Source organism: Streptomyces diversicolor (assembly GCF_057537855.1).
In genome coordinates, this window is record NZ_BAAJXA010000011.1 from 12,067 (window position 1) to 32,923 (window position 20,857).

17 protein-coding genes are annotated in these 20,857 nt (G+C 70.2%); 14 read left to right on the forward strand and 3 right to left on the reverse strand.

All coding sequences use genetic code 11. From position 1 onward, the window contains the following. Positions 1 to 100 precede the first annotated feature (100 nt). Both AC27LF_RS14905 and AC27LF_RS14910 read left to right on the forward strand, forming a co-directional pair. A complete protein-coding gene (locus AC27LF_RS14905; RefSeq protein WP_479660183.1) occupies positions 101 to 2,161 on the forward strand; it encodes a restriction endonuclease in 2,061 nt (686 codons plus the stop codon). A 310-nt stretch (positions 2,162 to 2,471) separates the two neighbouring features. Further along, on the forward strand, positions 2,472 to 5,096 hold the full coding sequence (locus AC27LF_RS14910; protein ID WP_479660182.1) for an NACHT domain-containing protein: 2,625 nt from the start codon (positions 2,472 to 2,474) through the stop codon (positions 5,094 to 5,096). 54 nt (positions 5,097 to 5,150) lie between these two features. Here AC27LF_RS14910 and fmdA read toward each other — a convergent pair whose 3' ends face one another. From fmdA to AC27LF_RS14925, 3 genes are all read right to left on the reverse strand, one after another. Continuing rightward, complete coding sequence (gene fmdA / locus AC27LF_RS14915; protein ID WP_479660181.1) at positions 5,151 to 6,401, reverse strand: formamidase; 1,251 nt, start codon at positions 6,399 to 6,401, stop codon at positions 5,151 to 5,153. 28 nt (positions 6,402 to 6,429) lie between these two features. Beyond that, complete coding sequence (locus tag AC27LF_RS14920) at positions 6,430 to 7,068, reverse strand: AmiS/UreI family transporter (RefSeq protein WP_479660180.1); 639 nt, start codon at positions 7,066 to 7,068, stop codon at positions 6,430 to 6,432. Between the two features lie 68 nt (positions 7,069 to 7,136). Next, positions 7,137 to 7,415, reverse strand: coding sequence for an FmdB family zinc ribbon protein (locus AC27LF_RS14925; RefSeq protein ID WP_479660179.1), 279 nt, complete (start codon positions 7,413 to 7,415; stop codon positions 7,137 to 7,139). A 217-nt stretch (positions 7,416 to 7,632) separates the two neighbouring features. Between AC27LF_RS14925 and crcB (AC27LF_RS14930) the strand changes: the two genes are divergently transcribed. The 12 genes from crcB (AC27LF_RS14930) to obgE all read left to right on the forward strand — a co-directional run bounded on the left by crcB (AC27LF_RS14930) (position 7,633) and on the right by obgE (position 20,796). Next, positions 7,633 to 8,013 carry a fluoride efflux transporter CrcB gene (crcB, locus tag AC27LF_RS14930; protein ID WP_479660178.1) on the forward strand — a complete coding sequence of 127 codons (381 nt, stop codon included), beginning with the start codon at positions 7,633 to 7,635 and terminating at the stop codon, positions 8,011 to 8,013. Between the two features lie 8 nt (positions 8,014 to 8,021). Next, positions 8,022 to 8,396, forward strand: a complete 375-nt coding sequence (crcB, locus tag AC27LF_RS14935) for a fluoride efflux transporter CrcB (protein WP_479660177.1) — start codon at positions 8,022 to 8,024, stop codon at positions 8,394 to 8,396. Positions 8,397 to 8,619: 223 nt separating this feature from the next. Further along, entirely contained in the window at positions 8,620 to 9,042 is a 423-nt protein-coding gene (locus AC27LF_RS14940; protein ID WP_479660199.1) for a hypothetical protein, read from the forward strand. A gap of 292 nt (positions 9,043 to 9,334) precedes the next feature. Continuing rightward, entirely contained in the window at positions 9,335 to 9,889 is a 555-nt protein-coding gene (locus tag AC27LF_RS14945; protein ID WP_479660176.1) for a hypothetical protein, read from the forward strand. 648 nt (positions 9,890 to 10,537) lie between these two features. Further along, positions 10,538 to 10,717, forward strand: a complete 180-nt coding sequence (locus tag AC27LF_RS14950; protein WP_479660175.1) for a hypothetical protein — start codon at positions 10,538 to 10,540, stop codon at positions 10,715 to 10,717. Between the two features lie 24 nt (positions 10,718 to 10,741). Further along, the gene (locus tag AC27LF_RS14955; protein ID WP_479660174.1) at positions 10,742 to 11,455 is read left to right on the forward strand and encodes a DUF2637 domain-containing protein; all 714 of its coding nucleotides are present in this window, start codon (positions 10,742 to 10,744) and stop codon (positions 11,453 to 11,455) included. 112 nt (positions 11,456 to 11,567) lie between these two features. Continuing rightward, positions 11,568 to 12,671, forward strand: a complete 1,104-nt coding sequence (locus AC27LF_RS14960; RefSeq protein WP_479660173.1) for a hypothetical protein — start codon at positions 11,568 to 11,570, stop codon at positions 12,669 to 12,671. A gap of 48 nt (positions 12,672 to 12,719) precedes the next feature. After that, complete coding sequence (locus AC27LF_RS14965; protein ID WP_479660172.1) at positions 12,720 to 13,520, forward strand: TIGR03936 family radical SAM-associated protein; 801 nt, start codon at positions 12,720 to 12,722, stop codon at positions 13,518 to 13,520. Between the two features lie 261 nt (positions 13,521 to 13,781). Further along, positions 13,782 to 18,353 (forward strand): Rne/Rng family ribonuclease, encoded by a 4,572-nt coding sequence (locus tag AC27LF_RS14970; protein ID WP_487227802.1) that lies wholly within the window; start codon positions 13,782 to 13,784, stop codon positions 18,351 to 18,353. A gap of 277 nt (positions 18,354 to 18,630) precedes the next feature. Next, positions 18,631 to 18,951, forward strand: coding sequence for a 50S ribosomal protein L21 (gene rplU, locus AC27LF_RS14975; protein WP_100826193.1), 321 nt, complete (start codon positions 18,631 to 18,633; stop codon positions 18,949 to 18,951). Between the two features lie 13 nt (positions 18,952 to 18,964). Continuing rightward, on the forward strand, positions 18,965 to 19,219 hold the full coding sequence (gene rpmA / locus AC27LF_RS14980) for a 50S ribosomal protein L27 (RefSeq protein WP_023550764.1): 255 nt from the start codon (positions 18,965 to 18,967) through the stop codon (positions 19,217 to 19,219). A 137-nt stretch (positions 19,220 to 19,356) separates the two neighbouring features. Next, on the forward strand, positions 19,357 to 20,796 hold the full coding sequence (obgE, locus tag AC27LF_RS14985; RefSeq protein WP_479660170.1) for a GTPase ObgE: 1,440 nt from the start codon (positions 19,357 to 19,359) through the stop codon (positions 20,794 to 20,796). Positions 20,797 to 20,857 lie beyond the last annotated feature (61 nt).

Below are 20,857 nucleotides of genomic sequence, written 5' to 3' on the forward strand. Positions count from 1 at the left end.
AGGACGGCGATTGCTGGATAAAGTCGGTTTGTCACAACTGGTTGCGGGGGCAACCAGGGTTCGGTCGGCGCTGCCGACGTCCTGGGGAGGGCTTGAGCGCATGAGTCGTCGCTCTGCTGGTTTCGTCAACACTTGGGCTGAAGCGCAGCGCCAGTACCAGCGGCAGATCGAAGCCGAGCAAAGGCGACGTCGAGAGGAAGCCCGACAAGCACGGGACCATCAACGACGTGCCGCTCAGGGGCACCGGGAGTATCGGCAGGCGGAGGCCAGGCGGCGTACCGAAGAGCTGGATGCGCAGGTCGCCACCTTGCAGGGGCTTTTGACCGTGGGATGCCAGGCGTCGGCCTTCAGGGCGTCATCCCTGATGCGCGTGGAAGACATTCCGCCGTTCGACCCTGGCCGGCTCGCATGGCCCGTGCGCATGCCGGATCCGAACCAGTACCAGGCGCAGGGCGGCTGGACGGCCAACCGGCGTGCGCAGGCGCAGGCTGAGGCGCGATCCCGCTTTGAGCGCGACTGGCACGCGGCACAGGCCGCCGAGGCGCAGCGGCAGCAGCAGTTAGCCGCCGCCCAGCGCGACTACGACCAGAGGGCCGAGGCGCAACGAGCCGAGGTCCGTCGGCACAACGTCGGCATCACCGAGGCCACCGCGGGTGTCCGACGGGGCGACCCCGAATCCGTGGTCGAGTACTTCTCGGCCGCCCTGTACTCGTCCACTGCCTGGCCCGATGGCTTTCCCCGGCAGGTGGTGGCGGCCTTCGACTCGGCGGCGCGGCAGTTGGTACTGGACTGGGAACTGCCCGGGTACGACGTTGTTCCGGAAGCGAAATCGGTGAGGTACGTGCCGGCCCAGGACCAGGACAAGGAAACGGTGCGTCCCGTGACGCAGCGACGTGCGCTGTACCGAGAGGTGCTGGCGCAGAGCGTGCTGCTGGTCCTGCACCAGCTCTTCGCGGCGGACGAGTACGGCATCCTCGACTCGGTCGCGCTGAACGGCTTCGTGGATGCCCATGATCCTGCGACAGGCAGACGGGCGCACATCTTCCTGGCGACCGTCATGGCCCAGCGAGCGGCCTTCACCGACCTGCATCTGGAACAGGTGGATGCGATCAGCTGCTTGACGGGGGCGCTACGGGGACAGCTCACGACCCGGCCCGACCAACTCACCTCCGTACGCCCCAGCCGGCAACCCCAGGACGTCGGTCACCATGTCGTCACCCATGGCGGAGGTGATGAGGAGCCGGATCTGTACGAGATGGATCCGATCGCCTTCGAGTCCCTTGTGGCCGACCTTTTCCGCGCCATGGGGATGCAGGCGGTGACGACACAGCGATCGAACGACGGTGGCGTGGATGTCGACGCGCTGGACCCGACTCCCATCCGGGGCGGCAAGATCGTCGTCCAGGTGAAGCGCTACCGCAACACCGTGCCACCCACCGCCGTACGTGACCTGTACGGCACGGTCCAGGACACCGGCGCCAACAAGGGCGTTCTGGTGACCACTTCGGGCTTCGGCCCCGGCTCGCACACCTTCGCCCGCGGCAAGCCGCTGGAGCTGGTCTCGGGCACCGGACTCGTCGACCTGCTGCACCGGCACGGGCTCCGTGGACGGCTGGGGGAGGGCGGACGACCGGCCCCCGCGCAGCCGACGCCTTCCGGTCCCGCGACTTCGCCCGATGACTACAACGTGCTGGGCATGACGTGGTCCGGCAGCGTCGCGCTGGACGTCTGCGCGCTGGTATGCCGTGGCAATCGAGTCCTCAGCGAGGAGCACTTCGTCTTCTTCAACAACCTCCAGACCCCGGACGGCTCGGTGCGTGCGGTGCCGGCCGCGGTGCCGGACAAGGCGGCCATACGCGTCTCCTTCGACAGGTTGCCCGAGGACGCGGATCGGTTCGTTCTGGTGGCCGCTGTTGATCCGGAGGTGAACCCGGACGCCGATCTGTCAGGTTTCACCGATGCCTGTATCCGCTTGCTCGACCCGGCGCGGACTGAACTCGGCCGTCTTGAGGTCTCCGACGGCCGCTCCGGTGAAACGGCGTTGGTGCTCGGTTCCTTCCGACACAGACCAAATGGTGACTGGGACTTCGTGCTTGGTGGGAAGGGGTATACCGGGGGTCTGGAGCAACTAGTCCAGGATTACGGCATCGAAGTCGAGTAATGCCACTGGCTTCGTAGCGCTGGGTGTGCCCTGTTCTCAACACTCACATCCAGGTGAGGCTGCCGTCCTGCCGGCGCTCGGTGCGCAGAGTGGGTGGCGGGAGATCATGCGGGCTCCTCGCAAGAGTCTGGGCGGCATAGGAGAACGTTGCCGACCAGAACGTCAGTAGGTGGCGATAGGTGTCACGTTGGTGTCCGGTGCTTTCGGCGGGGTGGCATCTTGTTCCTTTTCGCAGAGGTGGATGCATTTTTTGACGCAGTGATGCGTTCAACGGCCGCGGCCGGCCTCGGAGCTCTATGCTGAAGCGGTCATGGAACCCGTGAGCATTGGGGCCCGGCTCGCATCGAGCATTGTTGTCCCGTTGGTGAAGAAACTCTTTGTGACGGACGGCCCCGGTGCAGGCCTTGTCGAGCGGCCTGTGCGCATCTCGAAGCTGGTGTCGTTCCGTGGCGAGAAGCGGACTCTCTCTGATGTCGAACTCCGCAAGATCGCAGAAGATTTGGTGGATCGCGCGGCACTGTCGACTGGTGTGTCGGAGCGCCTTCCCAGATTCGAGCAGCGCGCGGTGGTGAACGCGGTCACGCACTCACTGAGCTGCCTGGGTCATATCGACATGGATGACGTCCAAGCTGTACAACTCGGCTATCTGGAACTGTCTCGGCGCCTTCGATCGGGCAACCAGGCAGCTACGATTGGGCTGTCGAGTGATGCGGTGTTGCTGCATACAAGAGTAGTGGACACGGCCTGCCTGCACATCCTGCACTTCTTCACCACGAGGTCCACCTTCGTACCCCGCACGCTCGTTGAGCAGACTCGCCGGATCGAAGAACTGTCCTCGAAGATCGACACGCTGATTCTGCGAACGCCTTCCCCGGCGGACGGCGGTTTCGAGGAGCGCTACGCGCGCTATATCTCTAAGAAGCACGGCAAGCTGACCATCTTCGGTCTTGATCTGTCCGAAACGTCGGCGTCGTGGCCTCTCGATGCGGCCTATCTGAGCTTAGAGGCCACGGGGACCGCGGTTGGCGAGATTCCGTTGGTGCTCCCTGCCGAACAGGTCTTGGCCGGGCGTGCCCGGGTGCTGTTGCGGGGTGTGGCAGGTTCCGGCAAAACCACGCTTGTGCAGTGGCTGGCGGTCAGTGCCGCACGTAACGATCTCGACGAACGACTCCTTTACCTCCATGGCCTGGTGCCGTTCGTACTGCCGATGCGCTCCCTGACCCGTGCCGGGGCACGACTGCCCGCCCCGGACGAGTTCCTTTCGGCGGTAGGGTGCCCGATCGCCCACGCCCAGCCCACGGGCTGGTACGACCGTGTGCTGACCGCGGGGCGTGGGCTGATGCTGGTTGACGGGATCGACGAGATGCCCGAGGAGGAACGCGAGGAAGCCCGCAACTGGCTGCGGGATCTCATCGGTTCCTACCCGAAGAACCATTGGCTTGTCACTTCACGACCCTCGGCCGTGCGAGAACATTGGCTGGCAGACGAGAAATTCTCGGAACTTGATCTGGCTCCCATGAGCCGTGATGATGTCGCCGCATTCATCAGACGCTGGCACAAGGCGGCGGGCCGTGCAGACGCGTATGGAAAAGAACTGCTCTACGCCGTACGGGCCAAGCAGGAACTCGCCCGGCTCGCCACCAATCCGCTTATGTGCGGGCTCATCTGTGCACTGCATCGTGACCGGAGGGGTTACCTCCCCGACGGACGTAAGGAACTCTACGACGCGGCACTGTCCATGCTGCTCTCTCGGAGAGACCGCGAACGCGGTGTCTACAAGACGGGCGACATGCGTATCGGCGAAACCCATCAGGTTCAGCTGATCCAGAAATTGGCGTACTGGCTGATCCGTAACGGTCGTTCAGAGATGGACGCGCAGGATGCCCTGGACCTGCTGTCCCAAGCGTTGACGGCTATGCCACGCGTCGCCGAACAGGGCACGTTGAAGCAGATCTACCGGCACCTGCTCGTCCGAAGCGGCTTGCTCATCGAGCCCGTTGAAGGCACCATGCAGTTCATCCACAGGACCTTTCAGGACTATCTCGGAGCCAGGGCCGCCGTAGAGAACCTCGATTTTGACTTCCTTGGCGGTAACGCCCACCTTGACCAGTGGGAGGATGTCATCCGCATGGCCGTGGCTCACGCCCGCCCGGGAGAACGCACTCGACTGCTCACCGGACTGATCGAACGCGGGGACTCTTCCAAGGAGACCCGCCACCGACTCCATCTGCTGGCTGCGGCCTGCTTGGACGACGCTACCGAACTTGATCCCGCCGTGCGAACCGAGGTCCAGCGTCGTGCAGAAAAGCTCATTCCGCCCCGTTCGGTCGCCCAGGCACGTGCGCTCTCAGATGTCGGCCCGGTTGTGCTGGAAGTGCTGCAGGGTCCGAAGGACCTCACCCACGACGAGGCCTACTTCACAGTCCTCACCGCTGCTCGCATTGGAACCGATGCCGCGATCCCGGTGCTGACCCGTTTTCGGAGCGTGAAGGACCTACGGGTACGTGCCGAACTAGCCCTCGCTTGGAGCCGGTTCGACACCGACCGCTACGCCGAAGAGGTCATTGCATACCTGCGGGAGGACGACCTCTATTTTGTGGTTTCAAGCGGTCGGGAACTCAGGGCACTGCGCCGTTTCGGCGGGAGACCCCTCTTGAGGATCACATCGCCTCTCAGTCCCGAGGAAATCAAACACTCCTGCGTAGCTGACCGCCTCACGGGACTGTGGATAGCGGCAGATCTGCGTTGCTCCTGGGAGTGGCTTGCCGCGTTTCCCCGTCTCACCGACCTGACATTGGAGACCCACCTTCCCGATGTCGACGTGAGTTCGCTGCGACATGTGCGCTCCCTCCGCACTCTTCGGTTGCCTGCAGCAACGAGGGCCGTTGGAGCGGAACTGCTGCCTCCGACCCTGGAGATCATCGGTATGGGCTGATCAGTTCCCGTGGAGTGGTGGCCCCGCAGGTGGGGTGCGGGGCCGGGGTGGGGGTCAGGCGGTGGTGAGGGCGCATTGGCCGCGGTCTGCCTTTGTCGGGCCCGCGGCGGTGGGGCGGACGTCGAAGTCGAACATGGCCGTGGGTACGTACAGCGAGCAGCATGCGTTGGGGATGTCGACGATGCCGCTGATGCGTCCCTCGACGGGCGCGGAGCCGAGCAGCAGATATGCCTGTTCGCCGCTGTAGCCGAACCGCTTGAAGTACTCGACGGCGTTGAGGCAGGCCCGCCGGTAGGCCAGCGTGGCGTCCATGTAGAAGTTGGTGTCCGTGTCGTGGTCGACCGAGACCCCGATGAAACTCATGAACTCCGTGTAGCGCGGCTCGACGTTGCCGGGCATGAACACCGGGTTGGTGGTGATGCCGTACGCCTCCATGCCGCCCTTGATCAGGTCGACGTGGAAGTCGATGTAGCCGCCCATCTCGATGGCGCCGCAGAAGGTGATCTCTCCGTCGCCCTGGCTGAAGTGCAGGTCTCCCGCGGAGAGTTTGGCGTCGTGGACGTACACGGGGAAGAAGGCCCGGGAGCCGCGGGTCATGTTCTTGATGTCCTGGTTGCCGCCGTTCTCACGGGCCGGCACCGTGCGTGCGCCTTGCTCGTTGATGCGGGTGGCGAGTTCCCCGGTGGCCGTGCCGGCGAGTGCGTTGTTGGCGTCGGGAGGTATGGCGAGCGGCGGGACCCGGTTCGGGTCGGTGTCGATCAGCGCCTTCTCGCGGGCGTTCCAGCGGTCGAGCATTTCGGCCGACGGCGCCGTTCCGAACAGCCCGGGGTGGGTGATCCCGGTGTAGCGGATGCCGGGCAGGTGGCGGGAGACCGCCTGCTGGCCGTGGAAGTTCCAGATGGCCTTGTAGGAGTCCGGGAAGTAGTCGGTCAGGAACCCTCCGCCGTTGGCCTTGGCGAAGATGCCGGTGTAGCCCCAGCCCTGGCCGGCCGCGTCCCCGCGCTGCTGCGGCACGGGACCGAGGTCGAGGATGTCGACGACGAGCAGGTCGCCGGGTTCGGCACCCTCCACGCCGATCGGCCCGCTGAGCATGTGGGGAATGGTCAGGTCGATGTCGCGTACGTCGTTGGCGGAGTCGTTGTCGCCGATCTGGCAGTCGGTCCAGTCACGGCACTCGACGCGGAACTCGGCTCCTGGCTTGACCATGGTGACGTTGGGGACGTCGGGGTGCCACCTGTTGTGCCCCGGTATGTCCTGCTCGCGCATGGATTTGCTCTGGTCGACGGTGAAGAGAACTTCAGGCATGGCAACTTCCTCATTGCTTCCGGTCCGGTCACATGGATGTGCTCGACTCGGTCGTCGAAGCGGTGGAGGCCGGACGGTTCCGGGTGTTCCGGGTGAGCGGCCACAGTGCCCCGAACACCACGACCGCGAAGGCCCCCAGGGCGATGGCGGTCTCGTCGGGGTGTTTCCAGTAGCCGGAGAGCAGCAGAGCGGCGGGGATCACGCCCGTCACCCAGCCCTCGATCGCCGTGACCCAGCCCGTATAGGCGGTGAGCCGTTCCTTCTTGAGACCGAGCAGCAAGAAGAAAAGGAACCACAGGAACGCCCAGTAGAGCCAGATGACTCCGAAGGGGTTGTCCTTCACGAGCCGGAAATTGACGTACGAATACCCCAGGGCCGTGATGGCCACGAAGAGCGAGTAATAACCGACCCCGGTGGTGTCGAGGACGACCAGGAGGCCGATGCCCACATAGAGATAGGTGAAGCCGAAAAGATACAGGCCGGACGCCGCCAGTATCTTCTTCGGGTCATTGTCGGCCACGAAGATGAGATAGGTCGGCGTCAGGACCTGGAGCGCGCCCACGAAGAGGTTGAACACACCCGCCGAGCGGGCTTCGACCTTTCCGAGCAGAAGCAGCCCGTTGATGTAGAGCACCGCACCGACGAAGAGCAGTCCCACATTCGCCACGAGGAGGCACCTCCTAAGCCCGCGTGGGCAGCGGAGTCATGAGACGTTCCGCTCGTCGGCCACCGTCCTCAGGGGCGCGGCAACCGCGGCAGCGCGGGGTGCGCACGCGGACGCACCCCCGTGCCCGGCGGGAGTTCGGAGACCACCGCCGGGGCCTCACGGGACTGCTCCTCCCGGGCCCGCAGGGCAGCGGCCGCATTCGAGGTCCGTGAAAGGCCGGGGGAGGAGAACACACGTCTCGCTTCGCCCGCGCATTCAGGGCATCCATGGGCTTTGGGCGCCGTTCCGATGGCCAGCTTCACATCGAATGGGCCGCACCGGCTGCACAGATACTCGTAGGTTGCCATCAGCAGCCTCCGGGAGCAGTTTTCCCTCTTCCAGGAGACGTCCGGCCATTGCGTGTGTCAAATCCGCGCGCCGCGGCTCCCGTCGGCCGGTGCCGTACGATTCACGGGCGGAGTGGCAGTAGGCCAGAACGCGCGCGCCGTGCCCGATCGGCCGCCGGAAGGGTCCGCAGTGGTAGAGGCTCGTCAGCGCCGTAACGCCCCCCACGGACACGCCCAGGTGCTGACCGTGATCGCCGTGGGCGGGTCGATCGGCGCCTGCGCCCGGTACGCGGCGGCGCTGCTGTGGCCGACCGGCGCGGCCGGTTTCCCGTGGACGACGCTGGGTGTGAACGCCGTCGGATGTCTCGTCATCGGTGTCTTCCTGGTGGCGATCACCGAGGGGTGGTCCGCGCATCCGTTGCTGCGGCCGTTCTTCGGCACCGGGGTCCTCGGCGGCTTCACGACCTTCTCCACGTACTGCGCCGACATCGAGCGCCTGGTGCGCGCGGACCGGGTCGGCCTCGCCATGGGATACCTGGTGGCGACCGTGGTGCTGGCGCTCGTGGCCGTGCGGGTCGGCGCGGTCGCCGCCCGCCGGATCGCCCTGGCGAGGAGGTGACCGCGCCGATGGGGTTTCTGCTCGTCGCGCTGGGCGGCGCCGTCGGCGCTCCCTTGCGGTATCTGATCGACCGGGCCGTCGAGGCCCGCCACGACACCGCCTTTCCGTGGGGCACCTTCGCCGCCAACGCGGCCGGGTCGGCGATCCTGGGCGCGCTGACCGGGGCGGCCCTGGCCACCGCCGTGCCGCAGGAGGTGCGGCTCCTTCTCGGCACCGGTCTGTGCGGCGCCCTGACCACGTACTCCACGTTCTCGTACGAGACGCTGCGGCTGGCCGAGGCCGGCTCGCGGTTTCTCGCGGCGGCCAATGTGATCGTCTCGGTCCTCGCGGGGCTCGGGGCGGTCTACCTCGGCCTGGCCCTCGCCGCGGCCGTATTCCGATAGCCGCAAGATCGAATCCCGGGCCGGGAAGATCCAGAAATTCCGGCCGCGGTGAACGCAATGCCCGCTGTGAGCCGATTCACCAGGAATCTGCTGGACGTGAGCGGCCCAAGCCTTTAGCTTCGTTAATTAAGTTCGTTTTTCTCTGTGCGGAGGCAGCCTGCCCCGCACATCAGTGTCTCGCGCTAAACGGGGTGCACATCGGGAAGGTGGATCAGTGAGCAGTATGGACGCCGTATGGGTACGAGGCGTGAACGGCATTCAGATGCATCACGTGACCGACCTTCAAGACGCCGGCCGGTTCCTGGGCAACGCGGCGATGGCGTTGCGGGCGGCCCATGTGCGGACCGGCGCCGACAACTACTCCAGCCTCGCCGCCGAACTGAAGGACCTGGTGGAGCGGGTGCGGCTGCTGGAGGACGAGGCGCGGTCGCGCATGCGTGACCTGCACTCCACCGATCCGGAGCGGTTCGCGCGCTGCCGGGACGGCCATGAGCCGTGGCCCGGCGAGATCGAGGCGGGGTTCATTCCGCGCCACACCTGCCAGGACGAGTGCCTGTACCACGACCGCGGGGTCGTCGAAGCCCTCACGCAGTGCATCTGCGGCCGTCCGCCGTGCCGCGCCTGCGAAATCGGCGGCAAGCTCTGAGCCGGCGGCAAGCCTGAGTCGGCGGCATGGACGGCGCCCCCGGAGGGGCGCGGGGCCGTAGTGATGTGCTGCGGACGACCGACGGCACATCGCGGCGCATCCAGCGGAGCGCTTGCCTCCGGCGTACAGCGTACGGCGTACGGCCTCGGCGGGACTGAATCACCGGGACTGATCACCGGGGCGTGGAGCCCGGCGCGGGGTCCCGGGCGCCGGCGGGGCGGTTGAATCGGACAAAACGGGGGAACCGGGGGTTGTCCGATTCCGTAGAGACGCCCCGAAGGAGGTGCGTCCGATGTCAACAGGCGCGCTGGCGGCGATCGTCGTCCTGGCGGTGCTGGTCGTCGTTCTGGCCGCTGTGACGGCCTCGCTCCTGATGAGGCGACGTCGTCTCCGTGAGCGTTTCGGCCCCGAGTACGAGCGGGCGGTCGAGGCATCGGGGGGCCGGCTGGCCGGTGAGCGTGAACTCAGGGAGCGGGAGAAGCGGCACGACGCCCTGGAGATCAAGCCGCTGCCCGCCGCCGCCCGCGAGCGGTACGTGGGTGAATGGCGCGGTGTCCAGGAGGAGTTCGTGGACCGGCCGCAGGACGCGGTGCACGACGCCGACCGGCTGGTGACCTCGCTCATGCACGACCGCGGCTACCCGACCGAGGGGTACGAACAGCAGATGAAGGACCTCTCGGTGGAGCACGGCAACACCCTCGAACACTACCGGTCGGCCCATGAGATCGAGGCGCTCAGCACCCGCCAGCAGGCCACCACCGAGCAACTGCGCGGCGCCATGGTCCATTACCGGGCGCTCTTCGACGAATTGCTCTCCGAGGGCGGCAGGGCCCAGCCCGCCCGCTGAGCAGATCCGGTGCCGTCCGTTACGGCCCGACAGCGCCCCGAAGCGGCACGGGGCTGTGCCGATGTGCGGCTCCGCCGCGGTGGGCCCCCACGCCCCTGGCCTGAACGGCGGCCCCGACTGGCGCCCGCGGCCGGACGAGAGGTTGAAGAAGGACCGGCAGCGCGCAGCGCCGCGCCCGGTTACTCACGGCCTGCCGGCCCGCCGACTCCCGGCGGTGTGGGCCGGCGTCTGCACGGCTCCCGGGGGCGGTGACGAACGGATGTTCCGCGAGCGCGGCGCAGGCCGGAAGTGCGGGGCGTTCGTCCGCATGCGCACCGAGTGTGGGGGGTGTGGCGGGTGTGGCGGGTTGCGGGGCGGCACGCCCGGCGGCCGACGCATCCGGCAGACACGTCGGGTGCGGGTGCGTTGTGGCTGGGCGCGCAGTTCCCCGCGCCCCTGCAGGGCGCAGATCCGCCGCGGGCTTCATTCCGAGCAACCGGCTGCTGACCGGCGGGCATGCGCCGGCGCAAGCCGACACGCGCGGTCGGACACCCGGCCGCGCGGTCATACTTTCGCGCATTAAATGTTGTCATCAGGCACCCGGATACCCCTTGAGGGCGATTCAATCCCCCGAATGTCCGACACCTGGCCCACGGGTGTGCTCGTTAAGTGACCGTGATCTGGAAAGAGGGATGCGGAGCCATGAACCACCCGTCGGTCGGTGACGAATGCGGGTCGGTCGGCGGGGGGTCTGGACCCAACCACTGCTCGGACCTGCTCGATGATTTCCTGGACAAGATCAGAAAAATGGAGAGCGAATATCTGCGCGCTCTCGACGGAACGTGCTGAGCGGGAGCGCGGAGGAATTATCGGATGGACGGGAATTACGACGAGGCCGGTCTCTACAACCGTCACTACGCCCTGAGAACCGACCCAGACACACTCACCCAGCCCGCGTACGACACGGTGTCCCTGTCGGCGCAGCAGAGCTGGCACCCGCCGGCGCCGGATGCCACCCACGCCTGGGACCTGGACGACGAACTGGCCCGGATGCTGTCCACCGCGGCCGCCACGGGCACCGCGCCCCGAGTGACCCGGCGCCCGCCCCGCAGAAGCGGACGACGGCGACTGCGCACGGAGTCCCACTTCCTGGACGGCGGCCACCGGGTCACCCATGTGACGGTCCTCATCGTGGCGATCACCCTGTGCGCCGCCTCCATGCTGGGCTGGTCCGTCTCCTACTCCTACGGGCAACTGCGCACCATCGCCTTCTCCGTGCTGCCCTCGAACCTCGCGCAGTGGTGGCCGCTCACGGTGTACGGACCCTGGTTCGTGGCGGCCCTGTCCATCCTGCGGGCGACGGTGCAGCGCCGCAGCGCACGGCGGTCCTGGGGGGTCATCCTGGCGGCCTCGGCCATGGCGGTGGCGCTGTGCGTCAGCCACTCCTCGCGCTCGCTGCTGTCGTACGTGATGCTCGGAATTCCGCCGATCACCGCCCTGGTGTGCTTCTGGGAGCTGGTCGGCCAGGTCTCCCCCCGGTTCCGTCCCCGGCACGGCGCGCACGCGCAGCGCAACTCCAAGTCCTGACGGCGCGCCCCCTCGACGTGCGGCCCTGATCCGGCGGCGGACGCGTCATGCCCACCGGGCCCGCTGCATCCGTACGGGCGTTCGGCGCGTCTATACCGGCATGGAGACCGGTATGGATCTCGAAAAGCGCCCGCCCCCACCGCCGTCCGAGCCGCGGCCCCCGGAGGGGTGTCTCGTCGTCGCGATCCGGATGCCCGTGCGGATCGTGGTGCTCGTGCTGGTGGTGCCGGTACGGATCGCATGGGACGCCCTGGTCGCGGCCGGGCGGCTGCTCACCGACTCCGTGCTGCGGCCGCTCGGGCGGGCCCTGCTGTGGCTCGGCCGGACCGTGCTCGTCCGGCCCCTGGTCGCGCTGTGGCGGTATGTCGTCGTGCCCGTGGGCAAGGCGCTCGGCCTGCTCGGACACGTCCTCGTCGTGGTGCCGCTGGACTGGCTGTACCGGTATGTGCTGACGCCCGTCGGACACGCACTCGCCTGGCTCGCGCGGGCGGCCGGCGCCGGGCTGGCGTGGCTGTACGCGCGCGTGCTCGCCCCGGCAGGCCGCGGCATCGGCCGGTTCCTGAAGGGCGCGGGGACGCTGCTCGCCGTCCTGGGCACCGGGGTGTTCGCCGTCGTCGCCTGGCTGCTGCGCCATCTGCTCGTCGTCCCCGCGCAATGGCTGTACGTCCACCTCCTCGCGCCCGTCGGACGGGCCCTGGCCTGGTGCGTCGGCGCGCTCGTCACCGGGATCGGAGCCGTCCTGTACTGGACGGCCCGCATCCTGTTCGTGCTGCCCGCCCTCGCGCTGTGGCGCTGGGTGCTCGTGCCCGCGGGCCGGGTCCTCGCCGTGGTCGCCCGGGAGATCGGGACGCCGCTCGGTCACGCCTGGCGGGTCGCCGGGTACGTCTCCCGCGCCGTCGGACGCTTCCTCGCGACCCTCTTCCGGTGGCTCCTGGTGGAGCCGGTGCGCTGGGCGTACCGGACGGTTCTCACTCCCGTCGGGCATGTCCTCAGGGACGCGGTGCTGCGGCCCGCCGCCGAGGCCGCGCGTGCCGTGGGACGGACCGCCCGGCAGGCGCTGGCCGGCGCGCGCGAGACGGCACGGCAGGTGCGCGCCGACGTCCGCAGGGCCCTGTTCGGCGAGCCGCGGCGGCCCGAGCCGGTCGAGCGCCGGGAACTCGACGGCCGTGAGACACGTACTCTTGGTAGCAGTACGACCGCACTCACTAAGGACTGAACGACACTGGGCAAGCGACAGCCCGAAGGCCCGCCGCCCGCACCGGCGGTGCAGCGCATCCGACTGCGTTACACCAAGCGCGGCCGCCTCCGGTTCACCAGCCACCGTGACTTCCAGCGCGCCTTCGAGCGTGCGCTGCGCCGTTCCGAGGTGCCGATGGCGTACTCGGCGGGGTTCACGCCGCATCCGAAGGTGTCGTACGCCAATGCCGCACCCACCGGCACGGGCAGTGAGGCGGAGTACCTGGAGATCGCGCTCGCCGACACCCGCGACCCGGACACGCTGCGTGTTCTGCTCGACGAGTCGCTGCCCGCCGGGCTCGACGTCGTCGACGCGGTCGAGGCCCGCACGGCGGGGCTCGCCGACCGGCTGACCGCCTCCGTGTGGGAGCTGCGGCTGGACGGCGTCGAACCGGCCGAGGCGGCACGCGCGGTGAAGGTCTTCACCGAGGCCGGCACCGTCGAGGTGCAGCGCATGACCAAGAACGGCGTGCGGACGTTCGACGCCCGCGCCGCCGTCGTCGGTCTTGAGTGCCTGGCGAGCGCGGAAACGTACAGTTCGCAGCCTGATAGGCCGACCGGCCGGCCCTGTGCGATACTGCGGCTGGTTGTTCGGCACGTGACGCCTGCCGTACGACCCGACGACGTCCTGTCCGGTCTCCGCGCCGTGGCCGACCTGGCGCCGCCGGTCCCCGCAGCGGTGACCAGGCTGGCGCAGGGGCCGTTCGATGAAGAGACCGGCACGGTGACCGACCCGCTCGCGCCCGACCGCGAGGCAGCAGCGACCGAGCCGCAACCGGCCGCCGCCACTGCCGCCGCGACGGCGCAGGTGCCGGAAGGTCCCGCGTAGGGACGGGCGTCGAAGCGCCGCCCTTGTACTCGGGAGCCACCTGGGTCGGGCAGCGCACCGACCAGAAGACTTTCGCCAGGCCGTAGGCAACACGGCGTACGGAACCGGCGAGACAGGACACAGAGAGCTCCCGTGCGGCGCCCGCGCCCCGGCGGCGGTCATCGCGCATCGAGCGGGCCGCGGACGTCAGCGGCGGTCGATCGAGCGGATCGACGCCGGACCAGGCGCGGCGCCCGGGAGCCTGACGGGAGAAACGCCCGCATGCTCGAACCGATCGAACCCGTCGAGGGTTCCGAACCCAACACTCCTAGCGACACCCTGCCGCCGCGCAGGCGTCGCCGTGCCGCCTCACGCCCGGCGGGCCCGCCCACCGGGGCCGAGGCCAACGCCGAGGTGACCGCGGAGACCCAGGTCGCCGACGTGAGCGTCGAGACGACTGTGGGCGCCGAGGCGCCTGTGACCGTTGTGACGGACGAGCCGGTGAAGACCGAAGAGACCGAAGAGGCTGAAGAGATCCAAGAGTTCCAAGAAATCCACGGGGCTGAAGAGGCGTCCGAAGAGGCGACGGCAGAGGCGGCGGCGCGCGAGTCCGCGGTCGCCGAAGCGCCCGCCGCCGAGGAGCCCACGCCCCCCGTTCGTGCGCGTCGTCGTGCGACCCGCCGCGCCTCCGCGCCCGCCGGGCCGCCCACCGGCGCGGAGACCGTCGTACCGGCCGCGGGGCCGGTGGCCGAGGAGCAGGCCGAGACCGCGATCGCCGAGGCGCCCGCCGCCGAGACGTCGGTCGCCGCCGAGGAGCCGGCGCCCGCCGCACGCCCGCGTCGCCGGGCCGCGCGGCGCGCGTCCGCGCCGGCCGGCGCCCCGGCCGCCGCGGAGGACGCCGCCGCCGAGACCGTCGTACCGGTGACCGCCGAGACCACCGTGGCGCCCGCCGCCGAGGCCGAACCGGCCGCCGTCGAGGAGGAGCCCGCGCCCGCCGCCCGTACGCGTCGTCGGGCCACGCGGCGCGTGTCCGCGCCCTCCGCTGCCCCGGCCGCCGAGGCGGCCGAGGTCGTGGAGAGTGCCGCGTCCGCCGCCGAGTCCGGTGCGCCTGCGGAGGTGCCCGCCGCCGAGGTGTCGGCCGCCGACACATCGGTTGCCGCCGAGGAGCCCGCGCCCGCCGCCCGTACGCGTCGTCGGGCCGCGCGCCGTGTGTCCGCGCCCTCCGGTGCCCCGACCGCGGAGGCGGCCGAGGCCGTGGAGAGTGCCGTGTCCACCGGGGCCGGCGAGACCGTGGAGAGCGGCGAGGCCCCCGCGCCCGGTGGGGAACCCGTCGAGGTTCCGGTCACCGCCGAGACCCCCGTCGCCGTCGAGGTGCCCGCCGGGGCCGAGGAGACCGGGGCGCGGCGCGTCCGCCGTCGGGCCGCGCGCCGGGTGTCCGCGCCCGCCGGTGCGCCCGCCGCCGAGACGGGTCCCGCCGCCGAGCCCGGACCGGCCGCCGAGGGCGGTCCCGCCGTCGAGACCGGGGCCGTCGCCGAGACCCGTGCCGTCGGCGGTGGCGCCGAGGCCGCGCGGTCCGTCGCGGTCGAGACCAAGGCCGCCGAGGCCGCCGAGGCCGCCGAGTCCGCCGAGGAGCATGCTCCGCGTCGTACCCGTCGTCGTGTCGTGCGGCAGGCCGCCTCCGGGTTCTCCGAGCCCGCGCGGCAGCCCGCACAGCCCTCCGCCCAGGAGCCCGGCCAGGAGTCCGCCGCGGACGCCGGGGCCGAGGCGTCGCGCCGGCCCGCGCGGCCCGCCGTCGCTGTGTTCCAGGCGCCCGTGTTCACCGAACCGAAGTTCCAGACCCCGGAGCGGGCCGCCGCCGAAGCCGCCGCGGAGGCCGCCGAGGCGGAGGAGCCCGAGGATGCCGCCGAGGAGCAGGCCGAGACCGGCACGCGGCGCCGCCGTCGCCGCCGGGCCACGGGCTACGGCGACGAGCCCCAGGCCGTCGAGAGCCACGCCGTCGAGACCCACACCGAGGACAGCGCCGAGGAGCCGGGGGAGCCGGAGGACTCGGCCGAGGACGCCGACGGCGACGAGGCGGAGGAGACCGGTTCGCGTCGGCGCCGCCGCCGCGGCGGCCGGCGCCGGCGTCGTGGTGACGCCGGTGACGGCGAGGCCGGCGAGGGCGTGGACGCCGAGTCCGACGAACTCGCCGCCGACCAGGCCGCGCAGGACGCCGAGGACACGGCCGAGCAGGAGGAAGAGGACGCCGAGGACGCCCGCGCCGAGGAGAGCACCGGTTCCAGCTCCAGCAGCCGGCGCCGTCGTCGGCGGCGCCGCCGCGCCGGTGACGCCACCGTCGACGCGGAGCCCGGCGAGGGCGACCCGGAGCGCACGGTCGTCAAGGTCCGTGAGCCCCGCAAGCCCTCCGAGCCGTCCGACGAGGTGCAGTCCATCAAGGGCTCCACGCGGCTCGAAGCCAAGAAGCAGCGCCGCCGCGAGGGCCGCGAGCAGGGCCGCCGCCGCGTCCCGATCATCACCGAGGCCGAGTTCCTGGCCCGCCGCGAGGCCGTCGAGCGGGTGATGGTCGTCCGGCAGAACGGCGACCGCACGCAGATCGGCGTCCTGGAGGACGGTGTGCTCGTCGAGCACTACGTCAACAAGGAGCAGTCGACCTCGTACGTCGGCAACGTCTATCTCGGCAAGGTGCAGAACGTGCTGCCGTCGATGGAGGCCGCCTTCATCGACATCGGCAAGGGCCGCAACGCCGTGCTCTACGCGGGCGAGGTCAACTTCGAGGCGCTCGGGCTCGCGAACGGCCCGCGCCGCATCGAGTCCGCGCTGAAGTCCGGCCAGTCCGTGCTCGTCCAGGTCACGAAGGACCCCATCGGGCACAAGGGCGCGCGGCTGACCAGCCAGGTATCGCTGCCCGGCCGCTACCTCGTGTACGTGCCCGAGGGCTCCATGACCGGCATCAGCCGCAAGCTGCCCGACACCGAGCGGGCGCGGTTGAAGACCATCCTCAAGAAGATCGTCCCCGAGGACGCGGGCGTCATCGTGCGCACCGCCGCCGAGGGCGCGAGCGAGGAGGAGCTGCGCCGGGACGTCGAGCGGCTGCAGGCGCAGTGGGAGGACATCCGCAAGAAGGCGAAGAACGGCGGCTCCAGTGCGCCTTCGCTGCTGTACGGCGAGCCGGACATGACCGTCCGGGTCGTGCGCGACATCTTCAACGAGGACTTCTCCAAGGTCATCGTCAGCGGTGACGACGCCTGGGAGACCGTCCACGGGTATGTCGCGCACGTCGCGCCGGACCTCGCCGACCGGCTGCAGAAGTGGACCAGCGAGGTCGACGTCTTCGCCACGTACCGGATCGACGAGCAGCTGGCCAAGGCGCTGGACCGCAAGGTCTGGCTGCCCAGCGGCGGTTCGCTGGTCATCGACCGGACCGAGGCGATGGTCGTCATCGACGTCAACACCGGCAAGTTCACCGGTCAGGGCGGCAACCTGGAGGAGACCGTCACCAGGAACAACCTGGAGGCGGCGGAGGAGATCGTGCGCCAGCTGCGGCTGCGCGACCTCGGCGGCATCATCGTCATCGACTTCATCGACATGGTGCTGGAGTCCAACCGGGACCTGGTGCTGCGGCGCCTGCTGGAGTGCCTGGGCCGGGACCGCACGAAGCACCAGGTCGCGGAGGTGACCTCGCTGGGCCTGGTGCAGATGACCCGCAAGCGGGTCGGCCAGGGCCTGCTGGAGTCCTTCTCGGAGACCTGCGTCCACTGCAACGGCCGCGGCGTCATCGTGCACATGGAGCAGCCGGTGTCCGTGGGCGGCGGCGGCAAGCGCAAGAAGCGCGGGCGCGGCGGCGACGGTCAGGTGCACGAGGCCGAGGCCGCGGTCGTGGAGGCGGCCGTGAGCGCCGAGCAGGAGGCGGAGAGCGAGGCCGAGGTCGCGGCGGAGGCCGCCGTGCCGGTCGCGCTCCCCGCGCCGGACTTCGCGCCCGACGAGGAGCTGTACAGCAGCGTCGCCGAGGCGGAGGCCGCGGCGTCCGGCCGCGGGCGCACCCGGCGCCGGGCGGGCCGCCGGGCCTCGGCTCCGGCGGGCGCGCCCAGGGGCGAGTCCGTACGGCCGGAGGTGACGGCTCCCGCGGCGGAGTCCACCGCCGAGGCGGAGGCCGCGCGGCCGGTGCAGCCCGTGCCCGCCGCCGAGGCGCAGGCCGAGCCGGTGGCGGTCGAGGACCCGGCCGTCGCCGCGCCCCCCGCCGCCGAGGAGCCCGCGCCGACCGGCCGCACGCGGCGCCGCGCCACCCGGAAGGTGTCGGCACCGGCCGGTTCCCCCGCGGGTGCCGAGGTGGTGACGGTCACCGAGGCCGCGCCCGCCGAGGAGCCGGCGGCCGAACCGGCGGCGGCTGAACCGGCGGCGCTCGCGGCACCGGCCGCGGAGGAGCCCGCGGAGGCGGCCGCCCCGGCCCGTCCGCGGCGCCGCGCCGTGCGCAAGGCCACCGCGCCGACCGCCGCCGAGGAGGCCGCCGTGGTGGTGGTCCCGTCGACCACTGCGGAGGAGGCGGCACCGGCCGGGGGCGAGCCGCACGCGCAGGCCCCGGCCGCCGGTGAGCCGACCGAGCCGGTCGAGCCGGCTGAGCCGACTGAGTCGGCCGAATCGGCCGAATCGGCCGAGGAAGCGGCTCCGGCCAAGAAGGCGGCCCGCAAGACCGCCAAGAAGGCCACGGCGAAGAAGGCCGCCACCAAGAAGACCGCGGCCAAGAAGACGGCAGCGAAGAAGACGACGGCCAAGAAGGCGGCGAAGACCGCCAAGACGGCCGCCGCCAAGTCGACGGCGAAGAAGACCGCGGTCTCGGCCGCCGCCGACGAGAGCTGACCACGCCCGACGCGGGTGCGCCCCGACGCGGGGTGCGCCCGACGCGGTGGTGCGGCCGGTCCCTGTGACCGGCCGAACCCCGGTCGGACGGGGCCCGGTTTGACCCTCCCGGTCAGCTCCCCGTAACCTTGACCGTCGGCGTGTCCGTCCATAGAGGCACGCCACATCCCCGTAAACCTCTTCCTCCCGGGCACTGGGTTGGCCGGGAGAGGTCGTCCGTGCTGTTCCGGGCGGCTGGCCTGCGGGGGTGCCGTGTCCGAGCGAAAGAGAGATCCGCGTGTACGCCATCGTGCGCAGCGGTGGCCGCCAGCACAAGGTTGCTGTCGGTGACATCGTCGAGGTTGACAAGATTTCCACCGCCAAGGTTGGCGACACGGTCGAGCTCTCGACCCTGCTCGTTGTCGACGGCGACGCTGTGACCAGCGACCCGTGGGTGCTGGCCGGCATCAAGGTCCAGGCCGAGGTCGTGGACCACCACAAGGGCCAGAAGATCGACATTCTGCGCTACAAGAACAAGACCGGCTACCGCCGTCGCCAGGGCCACCGCCAGCAGTACACGGCGATCAAGGTCACCGCGATCCCCGCGGCTGCGAAGTAAGGACTGAGGAGACATGGCACACAAGAAGGGCGCATCGTCCACCCGGAACGGTCGCGACTCCAACGCCCAGCGGCTCGGCGTGAAGCGCTTCGGCGGTCAGGTCGTGAACGCGGGTGAGATCCTCGTCCGCCAGCGCGGCACCCACTTCCACCCGGGCGCGGGCGTCGGCCGTGGCGGCGACGACACGCTGTTCGCGCTGCAGGCCGGTGCGGTGGAGTTCGGTACCCACCGCGGCCGCAAGGTCGTGAACATCGTCCCGGTCGCCTGACCCAGGCGCCCGACCGTACGTTTCGCGAGGCGGACCTCACTTCCCGGGCGGGAAGGCGGGTCCGCCTTTCGCGTGTTACCCAGCACGTCATTCGCATCCCCGGCCGTCGGCCGGGGCACCCCCAGGAGGCACCCACCATGACCACCTTCGTGGACCGCGTCGAACTGCATGTCGCCGCGGGTAACGGAGGTCACGGCTGTGCCTCCGTACACCGCGAGAAGTTCAAGCCGCTGGGCGGCCCGGACGGCGGCAACGGCGGGCGCGGCGGCGATGTGATCCTGACCGTCGACCAGTCGGTCACCACGCTGCTCGACTACCACCACTCCCCGCACCGCAAGGCCACCAACGGCAAGCCGGGCGAGGGCGGCAACCGCTCGGGCAAGGACGGCCAGGACCTGGTCCTGCCGGTGCCGGACGGCACCGTCGTGCTGGACAAGGCGGGCCAGGTGCTCGCCGACCTGGTCGGGCACGGCACGTCGTACATCGCCGCGCAGGGCGGCCGGGGCGGGCTCGGCAACGCGGCGCTGGCCTCGGCCCGGCGCAAGGCGCCCGGATTCGCGCTGCTCGGCGAGCCGGGCGGCCTCCAGGACATCGTGCTTGAGCTGAAGACGGTCGCCGACGTGGCCCTCGTCGGCTATCCGAGCGCGGGCAAGTCCTCGCTGATCTCGGTGCTGAGCGCGGCCAAGCCGAAGATCGCGGACTACCCCTTCACCACCCTCGTGCCGAACCTGGGCGTGGTGACCGCGGGCGCGACCGTGTTCACCGTCGCCGATGTGCCGGGGCTCATCCCCGGCGCGAGCCAGGGCAAGGGGCTCGGCCTGGAGTTCCTGCGGCACGTGGAGCGGTGCAGCGTGCTGGTGCACGTGCTGGACACGGCGACCCTGGAGTCCGACCGCGACCCGCTCTCCGACCTCGATGTCATCGAGGAGGAGCTGAAGCAGTACGGCGGGCTCGGCGACCGTCCCCGGATCGTCGTCCTCAACAAGGTCGACGTGCCGGACGGCAAGGACCTGGCCGAGATGGTGCGCCCGGACCTGGAGGCGCGCGGCTACCGCGTCTTCGAGGTGTCCGCGGTGGCGCACATCGGCCTGCGGGAACTGTCGTACGCGCTCGGTGAGCTGGTGGCCGCGGCACGGGCCGCGAGGCCGAAGGAGGAGGCGACGCGGATCGTCATCCGGCCCAAGGCGGTCGACGACGCGGGCTTCACGGTGACGCGCGAGGACGACGGCCTGTTCCGGGTGCGCGGCGAGAAGCCGGAACGCTGGGTGCGGCAGACCGACTTCAACAACGACGAGGCCGTCGGCTACCTCGCCGACCGGCTCAACCGCCTCGGTGTGGAGGAGGAGTTGCTGAAGGCGGGTGCCCGCGCCGGGGACGGCGTCGCGATCGGCCCCGAGGAGAACGCGGTCGTCTTCGACTGGGAGCCTTCGGTGATGGCGGGCGCGGAGATGCTGGGCCGGCGCGGCGAGGACCACCGGTTCGAGGAGCAGCGGCCCGCCGTCCAGCGGCGGCGCGAGCGGCAGGCCGAACGCGACGAGGCCACCCACGAGTTCGACACCTTCGACCCCTTCGAGTGAGCCGCGCGGTTCCCGGGCCGGCCGGCACGGCCGCCGGGCCGAACCGCTGATCTGACGTCAG

Bases quoted from the DNA above. Each gene is read 5' to 3' on its own strand.
- fmdA (WP_479660181.1), bottom strand. From the start codon at position 6,401: ATGCCTGAAGTTCTCTTCACCGTCGACCAGAGCAAATCCATGCGCGAG.
- rpmA (WP_023550764.1), top strand. From the start codon at position 18,965: ATGGCACACAAGAAGGGCGCATCGTCCACCCGGAACGGTCGCGACTCC.
- AC27LF_RS14910 (WP_479660182.1), top strand. From the start codon at position 2,472: ATGGAACCCGTGAGCATTGGGGCCCGGCTCGCATCGAGCATTGTTGTC.
- AC27LF_RS14970 (WP_487227802.1), top strand. From the start codon at position 13,782: ATGCTCGAACCGATCGAACCCGTCGAGGGTTCCGAACCCAACACTCCT.
- AC27LF_RS14940 (WP_479660199.1), top strand. From the start codon at position 8,620: ATGGACGCCGTATGGGTACGAGGCGTGAACGGCATTCAGATGCATCAC.
- AC27LF_RS14905 (WP_479660183.1), top strand. From the start codon at position 101: ATGAGTCGTCGCTCTGCTGGTTTCGTCAACACTTGGGCTGAAGCGCAG.
- AC27LF_RS14945 (WP_479660176.1), top strand. From the start codon at position 9,335: ATGTCAACAGGCGCGCTGGCGGCGATCGTCGTCCTGGCGGTGCTGGTC.
- AC27LF_RS14955 (WP_479660174.1), top strand. From the start codon at position 10,742: ATGGACGGGAATTACGACGAGGCCGGTCTCTACAACCGTCACTACGCC.
- AC27LF_RS14925 (WP_479660179.1), bottom strand. From the start codon at position 7,415: ATGGCAACCTACGAGTATCTGTGCAGCCGGTGCGGCCCATTCGATGTG.
- AC27LF_RS14960 (WP_479660173.1), top strand. From the start codon at position 11,568: ATGGATCTCGAAAAGCGCCCGCCCCCACCGCCGTCCGAGCCGCGGCCC.
- crcB (WP_479660177.1), top strand. From the start codon at position 8,022: ATGGGGTTTCTGCTCGTCGCGCTGGGCGGCGCCGTCGGCGCTCCCTTG.
- obgE (WP_479660170.1), top strand. From the start codon at position 19,357: ATGACCACCTTCGTGGACCGCGTCGAACTGCATGTCGCCGCGGGTAAC.